22 protein-coding genes are annotated in these 23,251 nt (G+C 51.6%); 11 read left to right on the plus strand and 11 right to left on the minus strand.

The genetic code is table 11. The features are described from left to right. Nucleotides 1-13: 13 nt before the first annotated feature. From R2083_RS00430 to R2083_RS00445, 4 genes are read right to left on the minus strand one after another with little or no spacing between them, the layout of a single operon-like run. Nucleotides 14-1,216, minus strand: coding sequence for a tryptophan--tRNA ligase (locus R2083_RS00430; protein ID WP_132425011.1), 1,203 nt, complete (start codon nucleotides 1,214-1,216; stop codon nucleotides 14-16). 26 nt (nucleotides 1,217-1,242) lie between these two features. Beyond that, nucleotides 1,243-1,908 (minus strand): site-2 protease family protein, encoded by a 666-nt coding sequence (locus tag R2083_RS00435; RefSeq protein ID WP_317537141.1) that lies wholly within the window; start codon nucleotides 1,906-1,908, stop codon nucleotides 1,243-1,245. After that, nucleotides 1,901-2,533, minus strand: coding sequence for an L-threonylcarbamoyladenylate synthase (locus tag R2083_RS00440; RefSeq protein ID WP_317529625.1), 633 nt, complete (start codon nucleotides 2,531-2,533; stop codon nucleotides 1,901-1,903). The genes R2083_RS00435 and R2083_RS00440 overlap by 8 nt, the downstream gene beginning before the upstream one ends. Before the next feature lie 42 nt (nucleotides 2,534-2,575). Next, entirely contained in the window at nucleotides 2,576-3,436 is an 861-nt protein-coding gene (locus R2083_RS00445; RefSeq protein ID WP_317537142.1) for a 3',5'-nucleoside bisphosphate phosphatase, read from the minus strand. A gap of 133 nt (nucleotides 3,437-3,569) precedes the next feature. Here R2083_RS00445 and R2083_RS00450 point away from each other — a divergent pair, with 133 nt between their 5' ends. The 4 genes from R2083_RS00450 to R2083_RS00465 all read left to right on the plus strand — a co-directional run bounded on the left by R2083_RS00450 (nucleotide 3,570) and on the right by R2083_RS00465 (nucleotide 6,678). Then, complete coding sequence (locus tag R2083_RS00450; RefSeq protein ID WP_317537143.1) at nucleotides 3,570-4,787, plus strand: NnrS family protein; 1,218 nt, start codon at nucleotides 3,570-3,572, stop codon at nucleotides 4,785-4,787. 80 nt (nucleotides 4,788-4,867) lie between these two features. Continuing rightward, a complete protein-coding gene (locus R2083_RS00455) occupies nucleotides 4,868-5,830 on the plus strand; it encodes a DUF2971 domain-containing protein (RefSeq protein WP_317537144.1) in 963 nt (320 codons plus the stop codon). A gap of 120 nt (nucleotides 5,831-5,950) precedes the next feature. Continuing rightward, nucleotides 5,951-6,364, plus strand: coding sequence for a nucleotidyltransferase substrate binding protein (locus R2083_RS00460; RefSeq protein ID WP_317537145.1), 414 nt, complete (start codon nucleotides 5,951-5,953; stop codon nucleotides 6,362-6,364). After that, entirely contained in the window at nucleotides 6,361-6,678 is a 318-nt protein-coding gene (locus R2083_RS00465) for a nucleotidyltransferase domain-containing protein (protein ID WP_317537146.1), read from the plus strand. Before R2083_RS00460 ends, R2083_RS00465 begins: the two co-directional genes overlap by 4 nt. A 249-nt stretch (nucleotides 6,679-6,927) precedes the next feature. Here R2083_RS00465 and R2083_RS00470 read toward each other — a convergent pair whose 3' ends face one another. Next, on the minus strand, nucleotides 6,928-7,611 hold the full coding sequence (locus R2083_RS00470; RefSeq protein ID WP_317537147.1) for a PEP-CTERM sorting domain-containing protein: 684 nt from the start codon (nucleotides 7,609-7,611) through the stop codon (nucleotides 6,928-6,930). A gap of 134 nt (nucleotides 7,612-7,745) precedes the next feature. Here R2083_RS00470 and R2083_RS00475 point away from each other — a divergent pair, with 134 nt between their 5' ends. Next, nucleotides 7,746-8,270, plus strand: coding sequence for a histidine phosphatase family protein (locus R2083_RS00475; RefSeq protein ID WP_317537148.1), 525 nt, complete (start codon nucleotides 7,746-7,748; stop codon nucleotides 8,268-8,270). Between the two features lie 13 nt (nucleotides 8,271-8,283). Here R2083_RS00475 and R2083_RS00480 read toward each other — a convergent pair whose 3' ends face one another. Beyond that, nucleotides 8,284-9,387 (minus strand): SMP-30/gluconolactonase/LRE family protein, encoded by a 1,104-nt coding sequence (locus R2083_RS00480; RefSeq protein ID WP_317537149.1) that lies wholly within the window; start codon nucleotides 9,385-9,387, stop codon nucleotides 8,284-8,286. A 215-nt stretch (nucleotides 9,388-9,602) separates the two neighbouring features. Here R2083_RS00480 and R2083_RS00485 point away from each other — a divergent pair, with 215 nt between their 5' ends. Together R2083_RS00485 and R2083_RS00490 are read left to right on the plus strand one after the other, a co-directional pair. Further along, nucleotides 9,603-10,877 (plus strand): prenyltransferase/squalene oxidase repeat-containing protein, encoded by a 1,275-nt coding sequence (locus tag R2083_RS00485; RefSeq protein WP_317537150.1) that lies wholly within the window; start codon nucleotides 9,603-9,605, stop codon nucleotides 10,875-10,877. Nucleotides 10,878-10,930: 53 nt separating this feature from the next. Then, nucleotides 10,931-11,599, plus strand: a complete 669-nt coding sequence (locus R2083_RS00490) for an HAD family phosphatase (protein WP_317537151.1) — start codon at nucleotides 10,931-10,933, stop codon at nucleotides 11,597-11,599. Nucleotides 11,600-11,609: 10 nt separating this feature from the next. On the opposite strand, the gene R2083_RS00495 is transcribed toward R2083_RS00490, so the two are convergent. Further along, nucleotides 11,610-12,374, minus strand: coding sequence for a zinc-dependent peptidase (locus R2083_RS00495; protein WP_317537152.1), 765 nt, complete (start codon nucleotides 12,372-12,374; stop codon nucleotides 11,610-11,612). 263 nt (nucleotides 12,375-12,637) lie between these two features. Here R2083_RS00495 and R2083_RS00500 point away from each other — a divergent pair, with 263 nt between their 5' ends. From R2083_RS00500 to R2083_RS00510, 3 genes are all read left to right on the plus strand, one after another. Further along, nucleotides 12,638-12,832: an entry exclusion lipoprotein TrbK gene (locus R2083_RS00500; protein WP_108698101.1), complete on the plus strand. Its 195-nt coding sequence runs from the start codon at nucleotides 12,638-12,640 to the stop codon at nucleotides 12,830-12,832. 221 nt (nucleotides 12,833-13,053) lie between these two features. Then, the gene (locus tag R2083_RS00505) at nucleotides 13,054-15,684 is read left to right on the plus strand and encodes an SEFIR domain-containing protein (protein ID WP_317537153.1); all 2,631 of its coding nucleotides are present in this window, start codon (nucleotides 13,054-13,056) and stop codon (nucleotides 15,682-15,684) included. Next, nucleotides 15,642-15,896 carry a hypothetical protein gene (locus tag R2083_RS00510; RefSeq protein ID WP_317537154.1) on the plus strand — a complete coding sequence of 85 codons (255 nt, stop codon included), beginning with the start codon at nucleotides 15,642-15,644 and terminating at the stop codon, nucleotides 15,894-15,896. The genes R2083_RS00505 and R2083_RS00510 overlap by 43 nt, the downstream gene beginning before the upstream one ends. A gap of 28 nt (nucleotides 15,897-15,924) precedes the next feature. Here the strand turns inward: R2083_RS00510 and R2083_RS00515 are convergent, their stop codons facing one another. The 4 genes from R2083_RS00515 to R2083_RS00530 all read right to left on the minus strand — a co-directional run bounded on the left by R2083_RS00515 (nucleotide 15,925) and on the right by R2083_RS00530 (nucleotide 20,430). Beyond that, the gene (locus R2083_RS00515) at nucleotides 15,925-17,628 is read right to left on the minus strand and encodes an ABC transporter ATP-binding protein (protein ID WP_317537155.1); all 1,704 of its coding nucleotides are present in this window, start codon (nucleotides 17,626-17,628) and stop codon (nucleotides 15,925-15,927) included. 47 nt (nucleotides 17,629-17,675) lie between these two features. Beyond that, nucleotides 17,676-18,368 (minus strand): lipoprotein-releasing ABC transporter ATP-binding protein LolD, encoded by a 693-nt coding sequence (lolD, locus tag R2083_RS00520; RefSeq protein ID WP_317529637.1) that lies wholly within the window; start codon nucleotides 18,366-18,368, stop codon nucleotides 17,676-17,678. Further along, complete coding sequence (locus R2083_RS00525) at nucleotides 18,361-19,608, minus strand: lipoprotein-releasing ABC transporter permease subunit (RefSeq protein ID WP_317529638.1); 1,248 nt, start codon at nucleotides 19,606-19,608, stop codon at nucleotides 18,361-18,363. The genes lolD and R2083_RS00525 overlap by 8 nt, the downstream gene beginning before the upstream one ends. A gap of 108 nt (nucleotides 19,609-19,716) precedes the next feature. After that, a complete protein-coding gene (locus tag R2083_RS00530; protein WP_317529639.1) occupies nucleotides 19,717-20,430 on the minus strand; it encodes a Crp/Fnr family transcriptional regulator in 714 nt (237 codons plus the stop codon). Between the two features lie 342 nt (nucleotides 20,431-20,772). Here R2083_RS00530 and R2083_RS00535 point away from each other — a divergent pair, with 342 nt between their 5' ends. Then, the gene (locus tag R2083_RS00535) at nucleotides 20,773-23,238 is read left to right on the plus strand and encodes a hypothetical protein (RefSeq protein WP_317537156.1); all 2,466 of its coding nucleotides are present in this window, start codon (nucleotides 20,773-20,775) and stop codon (nucleotides 23,236-23,238) included. Nucleotides 23,239-23,251 lie beyond the last annotated feature (13 nt).

The raw sequence follows: 23,251 nt of genomic DNA on the forward strand, positions 1-23,251 counted from the left end.
AGTGGAAAACATATCAGGAATAACTGAGCCCCATCGCTTCGCGGATGTCGCGCATGGTCTCTTCCGCCAGCTTGTTGGCTTTTTCGCAGCCGTCCGCGATGATGTTACGCACCAGTGTCGGATCTTCTTCGTATTTTTTGATGCGCTCGTACATCGGAGCTTGTTCCGCGAGAATTTTGTCAATCACCGGGGTTTTACAATCCAGGCAGCCGATTTCGGCGTTCTTGCATCCTCGCTGCACCCATTCGCGGGTTTTGTCATCGGAATACACCAGGTGGAATTGCCATACCGGGCATTTGGCGGGATCGCCCGGATCGCTGCGCCGCACGCGCGCCGGATCGGTCGGCATGGTGCGGACTTTTTTGCGAATGCTTTCCGGGTCTTCGCGCAGACTAATGGTGTTGTTATACGACTTGGACATTTTTTGACCGTCCAACCCCGGCATTCTGGAGGCTTCGGTCAGCAATGTTTCCGGCTCGGTCAAAATCATTTTGCCGCCGCCTTCCAGGTAACCGAATAAGCGTTCGCGGTCGCCCAGGCTTAAATTCTGTTGTTCATTCAGCAACGAACGGGCTTCTTCCAGTGCATGCTCATCGCCTTGCTCTTGATACAAATTGCGCAGCTCGGTATACAGTTTGGATTTTTTGGAGCCCAGTTTTTTGATCGCAGCTTCCGCTTTTTCTTCGAACCCCGGCTCCTTGCCATAAATATGGTTGAAGCGGCGGGAGATTTCGCGCGTAAATTCCAAGTGCGGCGCTTGGTCTTCGCCGACCGGAACCCGGTTGGCGCGGTAAATCAGAATATCGGCGCTTTGCAGCAGCGGATAACCGAGAAAACCGTAGGTGCTGAGATCCTTCTCGGATAATTTCTCTTGCTGATCTTTGTAGGTAGGCACGCGTTCCAGCCAGCCAAGCGGTGTCATCATCGACAGCAACAAATACAGCTCGGCATGTGCAGGGACTTTGGATTGAATGAATAAAATCGCCTGCGACGGATCCACACCGGCAGCCAGCCAGTCGATTACCATGTCCCAGACATTCTGCTCAATGATTTCCGGCGTGTCGTAATGCGTTGTCAAGGCATGCCAATCGGCGACAAAAAACAGGCACTCGTATTGCTGCTGCAACTTCACCCAATTTTTTAATACGCCGTGATAATGTCCTAAATGCAGGCTGCCGGTAGGGCGCATACCTGATAAAACGCGATCAGCAAACATGTTGAAATCCTAAATGTAAAACGTTGTTAAATATATAACCCAAAAATGGATACGATGATGATTTTAACCCAGAGAATAACCGGTCCGATCACGGTACTCAAAATACCGCTGAATAACAATACCAGCAATATCATAAAGCCGTAAGGCTCAATCCGGGAAAATTGGTAAGCCAGTCGGTACGGCAGCAGACTCATGGCCATGCGGCCGCCATCCAAAGGTGGCAACGGCAGCAGATTAAGCACCATCAGGACGATGTTGATTTCGATTCCCGCGATACCCATCAAAGCCAACGGTTTGGCAAAGCTGCTCTCGGGCATGGCAAGCGCCAGTTTGATCATCAGCGCCCAGAAAAACGCCATCAACAGATTGGCGCCGGGCCCGGCGGCGGCGACCCACAGCATATCGTGCTTCGGGTGGCGCAAATTGGCGAAATTAACCGGTACCGGCTTGGCCCAGCCAAATAAAAATCCCGCGCCGACAGTCAGCTTGCTGAGAACAAATAACGACAGCGGTACTATGATCGTGCCGATAGGATCGATGTGCCGCGCTGGGTTAAGGCTGATGCGACCGGCGTTAAAAGCCGTGAGATCGCCGAATTTTTTGGCGATATAGCCGTGTGCCGCTTCATGCATGGTGATGGCCAGAATGACCGGCAAGGCATAAATGGCAATGCCTTGAATAATCTCATCCATGCTCGATTCCAAACGGCTCGAGGCTGCCTTTACCGGGCCGGATCAATTCCGGCACCGCGGTCGTCAGATCAATCACGGTGGTCATGTCGATGCCGCAGGAACCGGCGTCCATCACCAGTTCAACCTGATGCTCCAGGCGTTCGCGGATTTCTTCCGCATCGTTCAGCGGCAACTCGTCTCCCGGCAATATCAAGGTGGAACTGAGCAACGGCTCGCCGAGTTCTTCCAGCAGCGCCAGCACCACCGGATGATCGGGAATACGCAGGCCGATGGTGTTGCGTTTCGGGTGTTGCATGCGGCGAGGTACTTCGCGCGTTGCTTGCAAAATAAACGTGTAGCTGCCAGGCGTTGTGGCTTTGAGCAGGCGGTATTGGCTGTTGTCGACTTTGGCGTAGGTGGCGATTTCCGCCAGGTTGCGGCATACCAATGTGAAATGATGCCGCTCATCCACTTCCCGGATGGCGCGAATGCGCGTCATCGCTTCTTTATCGCCGAGGTGGCAACCCAAGGCGTAGCAAGAATCAGTCGGATACACGATGATTCCGCCGCTGCGCACGATGGCAACCGCTTGCTTGATCAAGCGCAAATGCGGGGTATCGGTGTGAATGGAGAAAAATTGGGCCACAGTGAAACGGTATCGGGATTATTTGAATTTCACATCAAAACATCAATACGCAAGCTCGGCTGCGGCCGTATTTTTCCAATGCTGCCAGACCGGAGTGCAACCGGATGGGAATTCAGGTAACTGCCCGAGATCGAAATGGCTTTCCCCCGGCCCGTGAAAGTCCGAACCGCACGATGCCAGCAGATTTCTGTCCTTGGCGTGCTGGGCAAACCGCTGTGCTTGCTCCAAGGTGTGACTGGATGTGACGACTTCGAGGCCTGATCCGCCGAGCGCGCAAAATTCGTCGAGCAAATCGCTGAGCACATTTTTGCCCAGATCGTAGCGGCCCGGATGTGCAATCACGGCGTGGCCGCCGCTGCCGCAAATCCAGCTGACCGCATCGCTGAGCGTGGCCCATTCGTGCGGTGCATACCCAGGTTTGCCTTTAACCAGATATTTCTTGAATACCGATTTAACATCCTTGGCATAGCCTTGCTCAACCAGAAAACGCGCAAAGTGCGTGCGTCCAATCAAACGGCGCACGCCGACATAGGCATAAGCGCCTTCCAGGCTGCCGTGGATACCGGTTTTTGCCAGCTCCGCGGCAATATTCTCGGCGCGTTGGGTGCGTCCGGCGCGAACAGCGGTCAAACCTTCAACCAGTGGTGCATAACCCGGATCAATATCCAGCCCGACGATATGCAAAGTGCGGCCGCGCCAGCTGACGGATATTTCCACGCCGTTTATAAATGTGATACTTTTCGTTTCGGCGGTCTGACGCGCTTCCGCGAGTCCGGCGATATCGTCGTGATCGGTCAACGCCAGCGTTTCGACGCCACGCAAGGCGGCGCGCTCAACCAGTTGAGCGGGTGATAACACACCATCGGAAATGGTGGAGTGACAATGCAAATCAATATTGAGCATGTAAATTCGTTGCGCAATGCAGGACACGCATGATAGCAAATAACCCGATTGAAGAGAAATAATTGTATTGGATAATGAAAGAGATAGTTAGATCCATGATAGAAAAACCATTTTGCAAGGACTCCCAATGACTATGCTACAAACTGTTCGCGATCATCTTGCCGCTGCACCGCATCGCAGCCTCTTTTTGGCAGGCGCGCTGCAAGGCGTGCTGACGGTATTATGGTGGATATTCGACCTGACCGGACGTTACGGCATCGCCGGATCGATGACCGCTTGGAGCATCGTCCCGACCTGGGCGCACGCATTCCTGATGATTTATGGTTTTTTCCCGTTTTTTATTTTCGGCTTCCTGTTCACCACGTATCCCAACTGGATGAACGGTGAAAAAGTAAAACCGCAAGAATATGTCGCTACCTGCGCTTTGATGGCGGCGGGCGTGGCGCTGTTTTATGCTGGCTTGCTGACGCACAAAGTGGTCAGCATTACCGGTGTGGAACTGATGCTGGCCGGATGGAGCATCGCCGTTTACGTACTGTTTCGCATCCTGCTCACGACACCGGCGCAAGACAAGCGCCATGCCCGGGTCACCAGCGTTGCGCTGCTGATGGGCTGGTTCGGCGTGGCGGCGTATTTGGTCTGGCTGGTGACCGGCGCGGCGCTGGCGCTCGATTGCGCGCGCGTTGCCGGGATCTGGTTTTTTCTGCTGCCAATCGTACTGACCGTTTCGCATCGCATGATCCCGTTTTTCTCCAGCCGCGTATTGGATAATTATGAAATGGTGCGGCCGTTCTGGATGCTGTGGCTGATGCTCGGCTGCATTGCCGCGCACGGTTTGCTGCAATGCTTTGAGTTAACAGCTTATCTGTGGCTCGCCGACTTCCCGCTGGCTGGGTGCGCGCTGTATTTGTCGTACCGCTGGGGATTGCAGCGCAGCTTTAAAGTGAGCCTGCTGGCGGTATTGCACATCTCGTTCGCCTGGTTCGGTGTGGCGATGCTGCTGTACGCTGTGCAAAGCCTGGTGTATTTCGCCTCCGGCAACCTGATTTTGGGCCTTGCTCCGCTGCACGCCATCGGCATCGGTTTCTTCTCCGGCATGATCCTCGCGATGGCCTCGCGCGTCACCCTCGGCCACTCCGGACGGCCACTGGAACTCGACCGCTTTACCTGGCTGCTGTTCCTGGGCTTTCAGGCAACCGCCGTGATCCGCATTCTAGCCGACCTCATCCCGGCGATTGCACCGATGTTCTACGTGCTGGCGGCGCTTGTTTGGCTGACTTGCTTCGGTCTTTGGGCGATTAAGTTTGCACCGATTTATTGGCGTGCAAGGGTTGATGGGAAGGCGGGGTGATGGTAAGTCATTGTCATAGTATCGATAGTGATTTAATTGGCAGACTACAATAGTTCTCAGTGAATATCGCGAGGTGATTTTTGGAGTATGACGATTTAATAAGAGAAACTCTATGGAATGATTATGACGATTCCAAGGATTATCCACATCAAAGACCACTTCTTGCTCACTATACTTCAATATCGACGATTGAAAAGATCATTAGCAATAATGAACTTTGGCTTTCTAATCCTCTGTTTATGAATGATTGGGAAGAACTCCGATTTGGTATGAATACAGGAGCTGATAGCTTTCGAGCAAGTCGATTAATTGCGAATGCTTGTGGATCACCTGCGATATTCAGTTCTCTTATACAAGCTTTCGATAAAATATTTCATAGATTTGCCAATGATCATGCTATCGATACCTACATCCTGTGTTTTTCTGAGCATGATTCCACTGATGCAGACGGACTTCTCTCAATGTGGCGTGGGTACGGAGAAATTGGAAGCGGTGCTGCTCTGGTGATTGATACTTCGAAAATTAATGTAGTTGAAGATATTCCACTTTCAATTGGCAAAGTTCATTATGCTACTCAAAGCGATAGAATTTCTTGGATAGAAAAGAAAATGAATGCCTTGGCTGATTTAATAATTAAGCTCCCAAAATCCGAAAAGGTCTTTGAGTCTGTGGCTCAAATCTGGTTTGAGAGACTTTTAGCGTTCTCGTTGTTTACGAAGCATAGGGGTTTTTCAGAAGAACGAGAGTGGAGGCTCGTATATGTAAAAGAAAATGATCCAGAATTTATTTTTTCTCCATTTTTAAGTTATTCGATCACTTCTCAGGGTGTGCATCCCAAATTAAAGTTAAGGCTTTCTGAATTTAGTAAAGCTTCTGATTTACTACCAGATTTTAATATCGCAGATTTAACGGATCGTATCCTACTGGGGCCATCTATATCATCTGAATTATCGGTACATTCATTCCGTCGTATGTTTCGCTTAACTAGTCATGACTTGCTTGTGGATAAGATAAGAGCATCTACTATCCCTTTTAGGCCTTGAGCTTGAATTTTGAGATTATTTGATAAGCTTGATTATGACTCATCAATATCAAACATGGAGTGAGGGTCATACCATGATAATGACGGCTGTAGTTTTTCTTAATTCGTGCATAAAAGCAAAATGACCTCCTCCGATATCCGCTGGCAACAACGCTTTGCCAGTTACCAAAAAGCCTTGCTGCAACTGCAAGGCGCGGTCGAACTCAGTTCGCAGCGTGCACTTACTTCGTTGGAAAAGCAGGGAGTGATTCAGGCATTCGAGTTCACACATGAATTGGCCTGGAATATGTTGAAGGATTTTTTGCAGGATCAGGGTAATCAAAACATCAAAGGTTCAAAGGATGCCACGCGGGAAGCGTTCAAGGTTGAGCTGATTGGCGACGGCGAGCAGTGGATGGCGATGATTCAGAGCCGAAATATCTCATCGCATACTTACGATGAGCGTACCGCCGAACAGTTGGTACAGGTCATCATCCGCGATTACTATCCGCTGTTCGTTGCGCTGAAAACGGAAATGGAAAAATACCGGCCATGACTGGTGAATGGCCATTCGGCTTATCGCCTGCGACATTGGAAAAACTCAACACTGTGTTTGCGCAGCACGGCGCCATCGATTCGGTGTTGATCTACGGTTCGCGCGCCAAGGGAAATTTCCGCGCCGGTTCCGATATCGACTTGACCATCAAAGGCGATGAAATTCCGTTCGCCGAGTTCATGCAGATCGAAGACCAGATCGACGATTTGATGCTGCCGTATACCGTCGATTTGTCGCAGTATTACCAACTGGAGAACACTGATCTGGTCGCGCATATCGACCGGGTGGGGGTAGCCATTTACAACAAAAGATAATTGCAAGAAATGGCAGCGAGCTACCGCGATACGTGCAGTGCCGGTCCATGGATATTTTGATTCGCATCCGGCAGTTTCTACATCACCGCCAAAATACAGATGACGGCTGATAATATTAATAACAATGAGTTGCTGGTAGCTTGTTTCAAGCAAATCGGAAAAATATTGTGAAAGATGATCTGAGAATTCAGGAGCTGAGTGTAGTCTTTGGCAATAATCCCGCAGCTTGGCTGCGGGATTATTGCCAAATTAACTTAATTTATTACGACGAACATTCCAGCCGAGTACTGCCATACCAGCCAGCAAGAGCGCGTAGGTGGAAGGTTCCGGTATCGGTGAAATGGAAATCGCATCGAGGTCGAATCCTTGGCTGGCGCCCAATACGTCAAGGCCGCCGATGCCAACTTTGGTAAATGCCGTAGCTCCCAGTCCGGCCAGGATACCCGCATAACCGGATAGATCCAGCGTGATTACGCCGGATGCATTGGTGGTAACAGTCGGTTGTATATTGCCGCCATTGTCAGTCCAGAGAAATAGCTGTGCACTTTCGGCGTTATCTCCAGTTTCCCAGATTTTAAGTATGTTGTTGGCGCTAAAATTAGCGCCGAAGCCTACTTCAATATAAGCGCCGGTGAAAGCTGTACCCGAAACACCAGGCTCGCCCGGCAGCGATAAAAACCGATCGTCGGGTGCTCCCAATACCGAGCTGCGCGCTTCTGCTTCTGTCAAAACAACTGGAAAGCCGCCTGACAGAGAGCCGCCATAAAATTCCCCTGGAAAACTGCCGCCGACACTACCCCGAAGCAATGTGTCCGTGGTGCTACCAAAAGTTTCTGCCGCTGCTGACACTGGGGATAGCGCGATAGCGCCGAGAGATAGTGCAACTAAAGAAGAATGGAAATATTGCTTAACTTGATTGATTGAGCCCATCATCTTACTCCTTTGTTGTGAAAAATCATTTAACTGCATATTCCATACTACTCTCTATTAGGATAGAGATAAAATGTTTTATGTGAGTGTCATCAATGATATAAATTTTTTGTAGACGCTGTATGAATTTTTACTGCATGCGCCACGGGCGCACAAATTACAATGACTTGGGTTTGTGTAACGACGATCCCGGCAGGAATGTGTATTTAACGGAAACCGGTATCGCGCAAGCGCAGTCGGTGGGGCATGAGCTGCGCGATGCGGTGTTTGAGCGCATCCTCGTTTCACCCTTGCCGCGTACGCGCCAGACGGCGGAAATCGTCAATCGCTATCATGCCGTGCTAATTGAAGTGCACGCGGATCTTGCGGATATCCGTTCGGGGTTCGAGAGCCAACCGGTGCCGGATTATTTTGCCGCGATTAGTCACGATCCGCTCGGCGCGCGCGTGAACGGCGGCGAGTCGCTGCTGGATCACAAGCAGCGCGTGCTGCGCTTTATCGATTGGTTAAAAGTGCAGCCGGATGAGTCATTGCTGGTCGTTGCGCACGAAGAAACGTTGCGGGTATTTGCCGCCTATTTTGAAGGCGGCATTGCGGATGCGCAGTTGCGCGACATCCACATCGGTAACTGCGAGTACCGTCGCTATGTTTTAGCGCGCTGATTTTAAGTTTCTTCTATTCTTCGCGCGCCAGCCAGCCTAGCCCTTTTGCATGCAGGCTTTGGATGTACAGCCGGTCGTGCGTTTCGGTGACTGCGGTGGTTTCGGGATAAGCGCCCGCCGGGTCTTGCAGATCGGCGACTACTTTTCCCTCTTCGGTAAATGCGATCACGTGACCATAAGCCTTGGGTACCGGCCATAGCCCGCGCGGCAAACGCAGCGTGATTTTGCGCAGCAACGGCTTATCGCTCATGGCGTCGATGACCGGGTTGCGCGGTTTGGCGAAGCCGAGCCAGAGCTTGTCGTCAAGGCCGCGCATCAGGTTGTCGGGGTAACCGGGCAGATTGTCGAGTAATACACTGGCCAGCGGCGAACTTTGCGTAACGTCGAGATCATTGGCGGATACGCTGATCTTCCACACCCGGAACTTGCCGGTCTCGCAGACGAATAAAGAGCGTCCGTCCTTGGACAGCGCGATGCCGTTGGCGAAACTGAATCCTTTTGCGACGATGCGCGCCGTTTTGTTGGCGGGATCGTATTCCAGAATGCGTCCGGTGGACGATTGCTCCATGATGTCGAGAATGCTGGCGGTGAAGGTGCCGCCCCAGTCTTTGGGTGCAAAGCGTGTTGAGGCATCGCTGAGGTAGATTTTGCCGTCAGCCGCGACCGTCACGGCGTTGGCATAGCGGATTGGATCACCGCTTACTTGATCAGCCAGAGCTGTGATGGCACGATCCGGCCCGATGGATAGCAAACCTTTGATCGCATCGGCTGCGATCAGGTTACCGGCGGCATCGAAATCGAAGCCGAGCACGCGTCCGCCGGTATTGACGAATATTTCCTGCGCGGTGCCATCGGAATTCATGCGCAGAATGTTGCCGCTGGCCATCGCGGCGTAGAGTTTGCCGTCACGCGACAGCGCGGCATGCTCCGGCCCGGTTTCATTGCCCAGATCGATTAATTGGATACCAGCAAGCTTGTTGTTTACCGTATGTACTCCGGTATAACCCGGCGCAACAGGCGCTTGCCAGCTCACCGGTTCTACCGGTACTGGCCATAAGCTGAGGTATGCAGCCAGCGCCAGCATGGCGATGATGAGTGTCCAACCGGTTTTTTTCATATTCCACCGTGAGTCCAGAAGATTCAGTGAGCGTGCGCAAACCGTTATTTTGTCATTTCATAGCATTTTCTGTAAAAATTATCGCTCGCGTGATCTACTTCCCAGCATCCGCACATCCTGCCATACTGCAAATTGATGGGTTGGCATCATTCCGGCAATAACTTCATGCGTGCGCCCGGATATACCGGGGGTTAAGAAATTGAAAGGGGAATTCCATGACTCGGATCACTGAAATTATCAATCATGCGGGCCGGTGGCTGGAACAGCAACAGGATAAAGAATCCAGAGGATGGGGCGAACGGCGCGGCGGTCATGTCAATGTGCTGAATACCGCCGAGGCGATGATCGCGCTGATCGACAGCGGTGTCTGCCATGCCGGTACTGGCTCGATCCGCGGCGCGGCCGATTTCTTGCTGAAGCATCAGACATTGGATGGCCCGGATGCCGGTTCATGGCCACGGGAATTAACCACGGATGACGGTAAAACCATCGATATTCCGGATTTGGTGCGCACGGCCTATGCGATTCAGGCGCTGATCAAGGCGGGCAAGGGAATCGACGAGCACCCGGTACGCATGGCATTGGTTTGGCTGCTTGGCCGCAGAAATGAAAACACCAAAGGCTGGAGTTATGCCCGGGGTAAACCCGATGCGCTGATGCCCACGTGTTTTGCGCTGAACGCCCTGCTCGATGCCTACGATGCTTACCCCGGAGCGTATCAGACACAGATTCAGGAGAGTCTGCAACATCTGGTGGAGGCTTACTACCACGACGGCGGGGATGAAGTGCGCGGCTCCTTCGGCGCGACGGGGCCGTTGCAAGGCATTCATACCATCCATGCCGCGCTGGTATTGCAAATTGCCCGCGCCAATAACTTGAGCCGGTATCCGGAGCAGGAAAAACAAGCGGTCGAATGGTTGCTGCGCAATCCCGATAAAGCCATCCGCTTGCGGGAAGAATGGGTGGGGATTGACCAAAACCAGGTTACGGATGGTCAAACCGGCGGCTATGGATTCATGGTGATGGCCGATACCTTATTGATGAAGCTGTTGCTGGGATCGGAAAGCATCGACGACAAAAAGAGCGCATTGGCGCAAGAAGCCATGCATAGCCTCAAAGACAAGATCGATGAAAGCACCGGCGCTTTTTACGGGCCGCGGTTATTTTCCTGGGCCACGGCAAAAGCATTGTCGGCTTTGGCGGTGATGCAGAAACACGCCGGTGCTGAATATCCCGATCTCCCCGCGCGGATGCCCGAATCCCGTGCCGGATCCGGCGGCTGGAAAACCGGTCCTGTCATTATCGGGTTTGTAACGCTGCTGTCAGGGTTGGGCTTTTATCTGATGCTCAACGATAAATTCGGCTTGCTCGAATTCAGCTTCTTTGTCGTGATGATGCTGGCGGCGCTGCTGGCATACGGCGCTATCGGCGAGAAGACTTTTAGCGAGCTGTTTGGCAACGTCGGCGGTTTATTAAAAAAGGGTAAATAGAAAACCAACGATGAGCTGCGCTGCATGAACGATTGTAATGTGAGAACGATGCCATGATTGATACCATCATTTTCGATGCGGAAGGCATTGTCATTGATACCGAAACGATCTGGGACAAGGGACAGGCAATTTTTTTGCAACGCCGGGGCTTTGTTTATGACCGGGAACGGATCAAACCTTTGCTCACCGGGCGTACGCTGGCCGAAGGCGTGGAAGTCATGAAGCAAGCGTATCATTTTGAGGGTGATACCGAAGCTTTGGCGCATGAGCGCGCGGATATCGTGCGCAATCTTTTTATCCATGAAACGGTTTTTATCGAAGGCTTCCTGCCATTCTACGAGTCCGTGCGCAGCCGCTACAAAACCTGCGTCGCAACGGCGATGGATCAGGAACTGCTGAAACTGGTCGATCGGCACCTCAATCTTTCGGCGTTGTTTGAAAACAGAATCTATACGCTCGACAAAGTCGGCTACCGCTCCAAACCGAATCCGGATATTTTTTTGTACGCCGCGCAGCAGCTTGGCTCCGCGCCGGAAAATTGTGTCGTCATCGAAGATGCGCCGCATGGGATTGATGCGGCAAAAAGCGCCGGGATGTGCTGCATCGCGATCACCACGACCTACGATCCGGAAAAATTGCGAAAAGCCGATGTCGTTGTCCATGCCTACGCGGAAATTGACCTTGCCGCCGTGGATCAATACGCATCGATACCGATGAAATGAACGCGCTGCATCAACGCCAACGTTTGACCGGATCCTGGCGGTAAAACAGCGCGAGCTGCTCGTAAACGGAAGGAAAATGTTCCTGCGTCACGAGCGGCAGTTCAAAAAACACTTCGCTCAGCACCGCGAAAAACTCCGCCGGACTTTCCGCCGCGTACGGATCGATGACGGTTTCCTGCTGCCGGTCAACCTGGCGGCAGAATTTCTTGTAGGCCGCGCTGAATACCTCATGCCAGGTATACGCGCTCATGTTGGCGTGCAATTCCGGGCAACCGTTGGGGCCCTCGTACAGCATATCGATCTTGTGCGCGAATTCATGGATCACCACGTTTTCCCCCACGTGCGAAGCCGGTTCCGCGGCATCTTGCCAGGAAAGAATCACCGGCCCGTCAGACCAAGCCTCGCCTGACGCCGCGTGCTGCACATGGTGCACGATGCCGAACTCATCCTCGTAATCGTAATCCAGCATGAATTCGCCGGGATACACGATAATCTGGCTCCAGTTGCGGTAGTAATCCAAGTCCAGATTGAGAATCAGAATGCACGCCTGCAACGCAATCGTGGCGCGCATTTCGTCGGTGATTTCCAATTCATGCGCACCGTAAAATTTCTTATCGTGCAGAAATAACGTGGCGCACTCGCGCAAGCGCAAGAGCTCTTCAAGACTGAGTCCCTTCAGGCAACGCAGATGAATCAATTTTTGCCAGACGGTATCGGCAATGCCCTCGTGCTGAAGGATCCGGTTACGGTGCCAATTCGTTAAGCTCCACGACATGCGAATAATCTCCGGGAAACTGCCTTGAACTTGTGCTTATGCCTTCGGACGGGTTGTATAAAAGCGGTCTAGCGAGGATGAAAATAATACCTTCTTTTGTTCCGTTTTGCCTGAAATGGACACGGAGAAATACTAAGACCATGAGAATTCAGGTAGAATTGCACTGTTAGGTTCGTGTGGCAGGGCCAACGCCAAACGATTGAGAAATCGGATATAACCATCAAGCCATAGTGTATTTTTAGATTTTTAGAGGAAGACTGTAAATGAATTTTAAATTTAGCATCGTTTGTATTATTGGCCTGAGTATCGCCCTGATCGGTTGCGGCGGAGTTCCCGAAGCAAGTTCGGAAAATTGTTCAGGAAGAGGAATGGAATCATCGCTGACAGCATTCAAGAACGACGAAGCTGCACGCGAAGCCTTTATCGCTAAATGCGATGAACTGAAAAAAGCAAAATAAGCATACAGCTGGAAATTCAAACCCGGCTCCGGGGATGGTTTCTAGCGCTTTGGAAAAACTGGAAGTCGATGTCACTTCCAGCAAACGGCGAATTGGAAGCATATGCTTCGTTCGCCGTTTTTGTTTTCATGGTATGGCGTGATTGCGTGGATTTGAGAAACTGCCAATACGGCGGATAAGCGGTATTATTGTTTTTTTGAGTGCCGGTACGAAGAATATTTATGCCTAAAGTTTTCATCAGCTACAGCCACGATTCAGATGATCATCGTCAGCAGGTGTTGGAACTTGCTGACCGCCTCAACAACAGCGAGAACGATGTTGATTGTGAGATTGATCAATACATCAACGGTTCACCACCCGAAGGTTGGCCTTTGTGGATGGAGAGAATGCTAGAAGACTCCACTTATGTCCTCGTCATTTGTACTGAAACTTATCTGAACCGTGTAAAACGTCAAGAAAAACCGGGCACGGGCAAAGGTGTTAAATGGGAGTCTTTGCTGACATATCAGGATATCTACGATAACGATAGTCTGAACCGTAAGTTTGTGCCGGTTATTTTCAAAGTAACTGATGCTGCATTTATTCCTAAGCCGTTGAGAGCATTTACGCATTACGATCTGAGCCATAGTGGTAACTACGAAATGATGTGCCGTTACCTGACTGGGCAACCGCTAGTAGTTAAACCTAATCCCAAAAGTAAATTGCACTTGCCGCCCAGTAATATTCAGACAGCATCAACTCCAATCTACTCTGATCGCCTTCCAAATGTCATAGGAGAATTTTTCGGGCGCGAAGCCGAGCTGAAACTGCTCGACGAAGCCTGGGCAGGCAACGGTACGAATATTATCCAGTTTATTGCACCCGGCGGGACGGGTAAGACCAAGCTGCTGCGGCATTGGCTGGATCATACGGATAACATCGAGGCGTTGATTGCCTGGTCGTTTTATTCGCAAGGATCGAGCGAAGACAAGCAGGTTTCAGCATCACCGTTTTTCAGTCATGTGTTTGATAAGCTCGGTTTAACCCGCTCTTTGTCTTCGTTTGCTACTGAAGAAGATAAGGGCGAACACCTCGCCGATTTGCTGCGGCAGCAACGTTGCGTGTTAGTACTGGATGGACTCGAACCGCTGCAGCATGCGGGTAAAGGCATGCGTAACGAACTCAAGGACCGGGCAATGCGGCGATTGCTAATGAGCCTCGCCGGATACAACAACGGCCTGTGCATTATTACTACACGCGTTGCTGTGCATGAACTGAACAATCGTACTCACGTTAAAGTTCACGATTTACAAAACCTTGCTGTTGCCGATGGCGTAAAGTTGCTGCAATCACTGGGTGTGCAGGGCAACGGCAAAGAACTGGAAAAAGCGGTGAGGGAGTACGGCTGCCATGCGCTTGCGCTTCACTTGCTCGGCAACGCACTACATACCTATCTGGATAACGATGTGCGCAAACGTGACACATTGACTGAGTTGATTGGTGATAACGATGATTTGGAGCGGCATGCATTCAAAGTGATGCAGGCTTATAGCCATTGGCTAAATGGCACGCCAGAACTTAAGTTGTTACAGCTGCTTGGACTGTTCGATCATCCGATTGAAATTGAAGTGCTGCAAGTGCTGTGGCAGTCACAAATTCCGGATTTGACGACAAACATCAACGAAAAAGCCTGGAAAGTCGCCATTCGTGACCTGCGAGAAAAGCACCGCTTGCTATCCATGCACGAAAATCGTGCCGATTTGCTCGACTGCCATCCGTTGATTCGAGTGTACTTTGGAAAACAGTTGCGGGAAAAGCAACCCGATGCCTGGCGGCAGGCGCATACCCGGCTGTACGAATATTACAAAGCGTTACCTGAAAAGGAATTCCCCGATACATTGGAAGAAATGCAACCATTGTTTAGTGCGGTGGCACATGGCTATGCGGCAGGATTGCATCAAAATACATTGGAAGAAATTCATTGGCTTCGCATCAATCGTAGAAATGATAACTTTGTTTGTACTAGACTTGGTGCTTTCAGCGATGATCTGGCTGCTATGGCGCACTATTTCACCATACCATGGCATACGCCAACTACTGACATAGCGGTGTTCTGGCAAGCAGCTGTATTGAATTGGGTTGGTTTTAATTTGCGTGCTTTGGGAAGGCTACATGAAGCACTAGAGCCATTACAAGTATCAGTGGATATGGCAGTAAAGCAAGAAGACTGGAACAGTGCTGCTAATGGTGCATTTTCTTTAAGCAATCTGCATCTCACTCTTGGAAATATTGCAGCTGCAATTCTTGACAGTCAACGTAGCATAAATTTTGCTGATCAATCTAAGAATTATTTCTACCGCATATCCAGGCGTGCTGCTTGTGCATACATTCTACATCAAGCCGGGCAGGCGGTATTGGCACTTGAATTATTCAAAAAAGCAGAGCAACTCCAACGAGAGTTGCAGCCAGAGTATCCACATTTATATTCGCTCTGGGGGTTTTATTACTGCGATTTGTTGCTAGCACAGAATAAGATGGTTGAAGTATTGGAGCGAGCGCAATATGCTTTGGAGTTATCCCAACATCCAGATGCTAAGGATGGGATGGGGCTGCTTGATATTGCTCTTGATCAGCTTAGTCTTGGTCGTGCGAATTTTCAGCAAGGAAATTTTCCCCAAGCTGCTTTTTGGTTGGATTGTACCGTGGTTGGTTTGCGTAAAGCAGGGCAGCAGGATGTTTACCCCTTGGCCTACTCGCTCGCGCCGCCCTATATCGCGATGCCCGCAACCCCAATCACGATTTCGCCCGAGCCCGTCAGGATTTGCAGGAAGTGTACGATATCGCCGAACCGAGCGGCATGCGGCTGCATTTGACCGATTATCATCTGGAAATGGCGCGGTTGCTGATTGCGGAGCGAGAGAGTCCTCCTCGAGTTCCCTTGGAAAAAGGTGAGCCGGAAGGGATTTCATTGCAACAGCATGTGGCAGAAGCAGCCAGGCTGATCGAAGAAACCGGCTACAAGCGGCGCTTACCCGAGCTACAGGAATTGCAGCATAAGCTATCGGCCATTTCAGAGCTTTCCTAGCGTATCGTGTGAAGACCGCGGAGTCTGGTTACCCGTGCGCTTCCTGCGACAACGCTTCCGCTTCACCGTTGGAGAGCATGAACACGCGGTCGGCGGCGTTGATGACGGCCGGTTGGTGTGAGACCGCGATGATCGTTAAATCCTTGGCTAAATTTTGCAGTGTTTCGCAGATGGTGCGTTCGCTTTCCGGATCGAGCGCGCTGGTGGGTTCGTCCAGAATCAGGAATGATGGGCTATGCGCCAGCGCCCGGGCAATTGCAATCCGCTGGCGTTGACCACCGGAGAGCAATCCGCCGCGTTCACCGACTACGGTCAACATGCCATCCGGCAGCACACTGACAAAATCCCAGGCACCGGCCTGGCGTAGTGCACGCTCGGCATCGTCGGCGGTGAGCGTGGGTTCGCCGACCAGAATGTTATTCAGGATGGTGTCGTGCAACAAAATAGTGTCTTGCGAGACGTAACCGATCATGTGGCGCCATTGGCGCAGGTTGATGTCATGCAGCGGGATTCCATCGATCTGGACTTCGCCGGATTGCGGTTCGGTCAAGCCGCACAGTAAATCCAGCAGTGTACTTTTGCCGGTGCCGGAAGGTCCCATGACGGCGGTGAACGTATTGACCGGTATTTCGATGTTCAAATCCCGGAATATTACTTTGCGATCATAGTTGAAGCGCACGTGGTGCAGCGTTACACCTTTTTGCAGCGTGGGTTGCAGTGTTCCGGTCGCTCTCTCGGCGGCTGCGCGCGCGCCCTCGGCGGCTTTGCGCAATGCCCAGTAGGCGCTTTCTTGCGCCGCCAGTTGCTGGTGCCGACGCTGTGTTTTGTTCAACAAGCCCAGAATACGCGTCAGCAAAAATACCATCAGCATGACTTCCGGCAGCGACAACTCCCATACCACCAGGGCAAGATACAAGCCGCTGGCAGTCAAAGCGGCCAGAATAGGCTCTTGCAGCGCGTTTAACGCTTCCCGGTTCATTACCTCGCGGCGAGTGGCTTTTTCCAGTTGCTGCGTTTGTTCGCGCAAAATGGCGTCGGCCACGTTATCGCGCGCCATCGCTTTAAGTGATTTTACCGAACTCAGCACATCCGACAGGTAGGCGAGCAAATCGCGCAACAAATGGGTCTGCTTCGTACCGGCGCGGCGCGTGGCGCTGACCAAGCTGTTGAGCACAAACAACAGGAAGGAACCGATAATCAGCGAGGCAAGCGTCGCTTCCCATGAAATGAACAGTGCGACGACGGCGTACACCAGCACCTGCACCATGAGTGACAGCACATTGACGCTGTGTTCGAAACCGTTCGCGGCGCGGTAAGCTTCCGAAGCGATGGAATTGGCGAGCGAACCAACCGGCTGGCGCAGATAATATTGCCAGCGGCTGGCCAGTAAGGCTTCGATCAGATCCAGGCGCAATGCGGTAGCGACATGCGCAACGGTATAACCGACCTGGCGATTGGCCAGCAGCAGCACCAATCCCTTGAAAAACATGCCACCGACGATGATGATCAGAATGGTATCCAGCGTCGGATTGATGCCGATATCTTGCAGCGCTTTTTCCATGAACTTACCGATGCCGGAATCGTTCGATCCACTATCGCCGACGGCGATCGATATTAAAGGCAATAATGCAGTCAGGCTCAGTCCTTCGGCAATACCGGCGATCAACAGCGCAACGAGCACAAAGGCACTACGCTGGGGGAAAACCATAATGTACGTAAATAATGTACGCATAAGCCGGTTATAAAAATAAATCGAAAATCATGGGTTTTTTTACGTGATTATGATGCATCGGGCAGGTCGCATAAAACGCCGTCGATCAATTGCTGGATGCGCTGAGCGCGATTGGCCAGGCGCGTGTCGTGCGTGACGATGACCAGACTGGCGTTGATTTTATGATTCAGCTCCAGCATCAGATCAAATACGTGTTCAGCCGTCTGCCGATCCAAATTGCCGGTCGGTTCATCCGCCAGAATACAAGCCGGTTGCGTCACCAACGCGCGTGCTACGGCGGCACGCTGGCGTTCACCGCCGGACAACTCACCGGGAGTGTGTGTCAGACGATGGCTCAAGCCGACCAGTTTCAGCATATCGGCGGCGCGGTCATACGCTTCTTTGTTCGGCAGGCGGCGGATCAGCAGCGGCATGGCGACATTTTCCAGTGCGCTGAATTCCGGCAGCAAATGATGAAACTGATAAATGAAGCCGAGCGAACCGTTACGCAGGCGGCAGCGTTGTTCTTCGCCAATGTGGGCGATGTCTTGCCCGAGAATCCGGATATCGCCGCTACTCGGCGCATCCAATCCACCGAGCACATGCAACAGCGTGCTTTTACCCGAGCCGGACGCGCCGACGATGGCCAGCATCTCGCCCTTGTGCAGATCCAGGTTGACACCTTTCAGTACCGGTACCGCCAGATCGCCTTGCGAAAACTGCTTAACCAGGTTGCGGCAGGAGATGACCACATCATTCATAGCGCAATGCCTCCGCCGGGTTTACTTTGGACGCGCGGTAGCTGGGGTAAATCGTGGCCAGCAAACTCAAGATAAACGACGTTGTAGCAACGGTGGTGATATCCGCCATTTGCGGATCGGTTGGGATCTTGCTGATGTAATAAATTTCGCGCGACAGGAATTGCACGTTGAATAGGCTCTCAATGAATGACACCACTTCACCGACATTGTAGGCCAGCAGCATGCCGCCGGTCACGCCGAGTATCGTGCCGAAAACGCCGATGAACGTTCCCTGCACGATGAAAATTTTCATGATGCTGCGCGGGCTGGCGCCGAGTGTGCGCAGAATCGCGATATCGGATTCTTTATCGGTCACGGCCATCACCAAGGTCGAGACGATATTGAACGCCGCAACCGCGATGATCAACGCCAGAATCAGCGACAGCATGCGTTTCTCGATCTGGATGGCGCGGAAGTAATTGGCGTGTTGTTTGGTCCAGTCGCTGATATGACTGTCGACGCTCAGCAGCGCGGGCAGTTCTTGCACGACTTTGGGCGCTAGAAATAGGTCGGTCAGTTTTAAACGCACGCCGGATACATTGTCGTTTTCCATGCGATACAGCTTTTGCGCATCGAACATATGAATCAAGACCAGACCTGAATCGTATTCAAAATGCCCCACATCGAAGATACCGACGACGGTGAATTGCTTCAGCCTGGGTAAAATGCCTGCGGGGGTGACTTGGCCTTGCGGGGAAATCAAAACAATTTTGTCGCCGACGAATGTCCCCATCATGCGTGCCAGTTCCATGCCGATGACGATGCCAAATTCTCCCGGCGCCAGATTGTCCAGTGCGCCGCTGATCATCGAATCGGAGAAATCAGCCACCTTATCTTCCATCGAAGGCAAAATGCCGCGCACGATCACGCCTTGAACCACTTGGTTATGCGACAGCATGCCCTGTGCGCTGACATACGGCGCGGCGGCTTCGACGGCAGGATGTTTTGCTGCTTCTTGCGCGATTTGCTGCCAGTGGCTCAAATTGCCATACGGACTGCCGATCTGCACATGCGACGCGACACCCAGAATGCGTGTGCGCACTTCTTTCTGAAAGCCGTTCATGACCGACATGACGGTGATCAGCGCCGTCATTCCCAATGTAATGCCCATCAGGGAAATCAGTGAAATAAACGAGATGAAATGGTTGCGTTTTTTGGCGCGCGTATAGCGCAATCCAATGAAAAGCTCGTAGGGAGACACGAATTAAATTACCCGTAATAAGTTCAACTGCGAAGTTTGCCACATTTAAGCAAAACTTAACAAATAATCGGGCATCGTACGCCGGGAATGTTACAACAGTGCAGGCAGTTAGAAACTGCCGCGAGCCTCATTGACCATTTGAGTCAGCTTGGCGATATCGAGCACATGTAAATCATGTCCTTGGCGCAGGATGAGGTTGCTTCTGACGAGATTGTTCAGTTCACGCGAAACCGCTTCACGGTGAGTGCTGACCAAATTGGCGATTTCGGTTTGTGTCGGCGACGGTGAGATGACTGCAACATTCGTTGAAGTCATGTGATTTCTTGCCAGGCGCAGCAATTCCGATTGAATGCGGTTACGTACCGCCAATGTGCTGTAATCGTACACACGTTCGGTCAGGCGGCGGACCTGTCCGGTCAAACGTTTCAATATGGTTTCCGCGATCAGCCGGTTGGAATACACCAGATCTTTGAAATCCAGCGCCGGCATCGATGCCAGCAATGTGCTGGTTCTGGCGATGGCCGTGGCGGAGCGGGGGTGGCCGTCGATGGCCGTCAGCTCGCCAAACATTTCGCCGGTGGGCAAATCGCACAGGATCACTTCCTGCCCGGACAGGCTGTGATACATCACGCGGATTTCACCCTGGACAATGAAAAATGCGCTATTGGTGTGATCGTGATAGCGCACGATTTCATTTCCTTCGTCATAGCGGTGCCATTGGCAAGCTGCTGCGACCATTTCAATGTCCTTGGGCGGCAGATGTTGAAACTCTCTAATAACTGACAACATGGCCGTAGCGCGGTCGATCGGTATATTCCGCATGCTCATCCTTTCCCGGTTTTCTAAAAAGTCTTTGTCCATTTTCAGATTTTAAACAACTCTTCTATCCCCTGATAGGGGTGATGATATATCAAAATAGAATAAGGTAAAAAGACTTCTTATTTGACTGGAAAAAAAACAGAAAAGCCTTGGAAAGCAATGAAAAAGATCATTGCTATCGACAAAACACTTAGGATTTGTTGATAATGATCAATGTTCATTTGCATAATCACAAAAGTTTTTGCAAAGATTGGTAAGATGAAATTGTAGTTTGATGAGTTTGTTGTCAATGTAGATGCATGCCGTTCAGTCTCACTTAACTAGCAAATAGTAAGGGGAAGATCCATGACAGCTTTTCTGAACAGTAGCAATTTCACAACGGGTTCCAGTGATGAACAGCAATCACTGGCTCAGGCATTAAGCGATATTCTGAAAAACGAGTATCACGGCAGTTTCTTCGTGCTGCTGGCTGAGTACCAGCGCATCCTGGCGGATAACCATCAGCGTCAGCGCTGGCCGGAAATCCATAAAAAGCTCGATACTTTATTTAAGTGCGGCAGTGCGGAAGTTATCAGCGGACCGATGATCGGTATTCCCGTTTCCATTCGCGACAGCGATTATTTCAAGGAATCGGCCCAGTTGATCGGCAAGGAAAGATCCATGATGGCCACCATCGAATGGATGGCCACCGCCTGGAATGCAACGTATGCCGACACCGGTTTGTGGATGGGAAAAACCTTTGAGCCGGTATCGCGCGAAACGGTGGCGGCAAAAACCCGCAACGATGCAAAAACAATGAGCGGTTATGATCCGGCCACTGTGCGCATCGGACGCAATTTTTTCCGTGAACCGCCCGATCCCAATGCGCTGCAAGCGATCGGATTGCCCGCGCTGACGCAATTATGGAAGTTGAAAGACCGGCCGATGCGTCCCGATGTGCGCGGATTTGACTGCCAGCTGCTGACGGAAAATCTGGCTAAGGAGAAAGCCATTCCGTACAGTAAAACCGGCGGCTATTTTCTTTGCAATATGGGCACTTCCGTGGTTCCGGAAATGAATGGTAAAGCTGTGTACCAGCTCAATTACCGCTGGCCTGACCTCGGTCCGGTGTACCCCATGACGCGCTTGATCGATGAAATCGTTCGCATCGACGACGGTATTTATTTGGGTCAATTGGTGTTCGCCACGCAGCATTACAGTTTGGGAGCCTTGGTCTTGCCAAATGGCCATGTCGTATCGATCGGCGATCACTACCCATACTGCTCGATGATCGACAATATCAAACGAATTTTTCCCATGGGCTGGGTGGAAGAAAAGGATCCATACGGTTATCAGAACAACGGGTTTTTTCTGATGGTCGATCCAGCCTATGCCAAGGCATTTTATGCGGACGATGCATTTCCGCAATTGCGCCCGCGCTCAGGCGAAATCGGCTTTAACGAGCTGGGATATGCGCAGACGGCATCCATTGCGTGTGCGTCTGAGGGTGAGAAAGCCGCCGCAGCGGGAGTGCAGCACTGGCCGGAAATCACCGATTGGGTTGATGGCTGGAAACAGAATGAAGCGCTCAAGCATAAATTCACTACTTTCATTCTGGAAGAGTCGCCCAAAGGCGCGGAAGATGGTGATGTGACCCAATTGCTGCGTGAAGGCGAGTCGATTTTGCAAATGCTGCAACGCGTCAGTGCTGAAATTTCCGCGCAGAGCAATCCGCAAGATAATCTGAAACATTTCGAGAAACTCAATCGCCTGTTCCGCCGGGGCGTTGCACCAACGGTGGAAAATGGCTTATTTCAGGGACACGGCGCGCGTGGCTACAACATCCGCATCGACAGCGATGAAACGGCGGATTGGTACGGTGAAACAACACGCACGGCCGGTTTCGATTATTACCACGGCGCAACGCTCAACCTGCATTGCGGCTTTGCTGAAACCTTCTGTCCTGATCCCAACGCCAAGCCGGACGATGAATATCTTTTCCCCGGCCGTCTTGCAAGCGATCTGGCGCTGGGACACAGTACACCCAACGTGCTCAACCTGATTTGGCACAGTATCGGCAAGTATATTTTTCCGTGGGCGGGAAAGTCCTACGAAAAAATATCCGGGCGGAAACTAAGCATGTTGCTCGACGAAAGCGATGATCTGGCCGAGCGCTATCCCGAGCGTGTGCATGCGTTGAAAACACATCTTGCCAGCGCCCCGCATTACACGCTGGTGGAAAAAAATAAAGCGCACTTTTGGGGTGCGGAAGGTGTGTATGCCCAGCATTTGAAAAGCGGCGCTTGGGATCGCGGTATGTCCGGTGAAGACAAGGCATTTTGGGAAAATGAGGCGGCTGCGCATTGGGTGGATGGCCACAACATTCAGGACAAACGTGTCATTGCGGCGGATCCGCTGATGCGGATTATCGATATGAATTACCGGATTCCGGATGCAGTACTGCAAGCCGCATCGGCGGCTGGGCCGTCGCCGTTTGCGCGGCAAGGCTACATTTTTCTCGGTGTGGACGACCGGGAATCGATTTTGCCGATGAATAATGGCGGCGGAAAAAAGAAAAAGGTATTTCAGTTTCACTACCGCTTTCCAATGATCGGCGGGCCGGTTCCGATCGGTTTTTGTCTCGATGAAATTGTTGAGATCGCCGATGGCCTTTATCTGGGGCAATTGATTTATTCCACGGCATTGGATAAGCCATTCCATTCGTCCGTCGATCCTGCCGAGTATCGATATCAGCTGTTTGGCTATTTTTTGCTGCTCGATGACGCATGGCAGTATCACAGGCTGGCGATAGGATTGGATACATTGAGTTAATCAACGCGGAGGA

It is taken from the genome of Nitrosomonas sp. Is35 (assembly GCF_033063295.1).
Classification (GTDB): domain Bacteria; phylum Pseudomonadota; class Gammaproteobacteria; order Burkholderiales; family Nitrosomonadaceae; genus Nitrosomonas.

Coding starts and splice junctions, on each gene's coding strand:
- R2083_RS00445 (WP_317537142.1), bottom strand. CDS start 3,436: ATGCTCAATATTGATTTGCATTGTCACTCCACCATTTCCGATGGTGTG.
- R2083_RS00465 (WP_317537146.1), top strand. CDS start 6,361: ATGACTGGTGAATGGCCATTCGGCTTATCGCCTGCGACATTGGAAAAA.
- R2083_RS00495 (WP_317537152.1), bottom strand. CDS start 12,374: ATGTCGTGGAGCTTAACGAATTGGCACCGTAACCGGATCCTTCAGCAC.
- R2083_RS00530 (WP_317529639.1), bottom strand. CDS start 20,430: ATGCGGAATATACCGATCGACCGCGCTACGGCCATGTTGTCAGTTATT.
- R2083_RS00505 (WP_317537153.1), top strand. CDS start 13,054: ATGCCTAAAGTTTTCATCAGCTACAGCCACGATTCAGATGATCATCGT.
- lolD (WP_317529637.1), bottom strand. CDS start 18,368: ATGAATGATGTGGTCATCTCCTGCCGCAACCTGGTTAAGCAGTTTTCG.
- R2083_RS00480 (WP_317537149.1), bottom strand. CDS start 9,387: ATGAAAAAAACCGGTTGGACACTCATCATCGCCATGCTGGCGCTGGCT.
- R2083_RS00470 (WP_317537147.1), bottom strand. CDS start 7,611: ATGATGGGCTCAATCAATCAAGTTAAGCAATATTTCCATTCTTCTTTA.
- R2083_RS00430 (WP_132425011.1), bottom strand. CDS start 1,216: ATGTTTGCTGATCGCGTTTTATCAGGTATGCGCCCTACCGGCAGCCTG.
- R2083_RS00485 (WP_317537150.1), top strand. CDS start 9,603: ATGACTCGGATCACTGAAATTATCAATCATGCGGGCCGGTGGCTGGAA.
- R2083_RS00475 (WP_317537148.1), top strand. CDS start 7,746: ATGCGCCACGGGCGCACAAATTACAATGACTTGGGTTTGTGTAACGAC.
- R2083_RS00500 (WP_108698101.1), top strand. CDS start 12,638: ATGAATTTTAAATTTAGCATCGTTTGTATTATTGGCCTGAGTATCGCC.
- R2083_RS00490 (WP_317537151.1), top strand. CDS start 10,931: ATGATTGATACCATCATTTTCGATGCGGAAGGCATTGTCATTGATACC.
- R2083_RS00460 (WP_317537145.1), top strand. CDS start 5,951: ATGACCTCCTCCGATATCCGCTGGCAACAACGCTTTGCCAGTTACCAA.
- R2083_RS00435 (WP_317537141.1), bottom strand. CDS start 1,908: ATGGATGAGATTATTCAAGGCATTGCCATTTATGCCTTGCCGGTCATT.
- R2083_RS00450 (WP_317537143.1), top strand. CDS start 3,570: ATGCTACAAACTGTTCGCGATCATCTTGCCGCTGCACCGCATCGCAGC.
- R2083_RS00515 (WP_317537155.1), bottom strand. CDS start 17,628: ATGCGTACATTATTTACGTACATTATGGTTTTCCCCCAGCGTAGTGCC.
- R2083_RS00535 (WP_317537156.1), top strand. CDS start 20,773: ATGACAGCTTTTCTGAACAGTAGCAATTTCACAACGGGTTCCAGTGAT.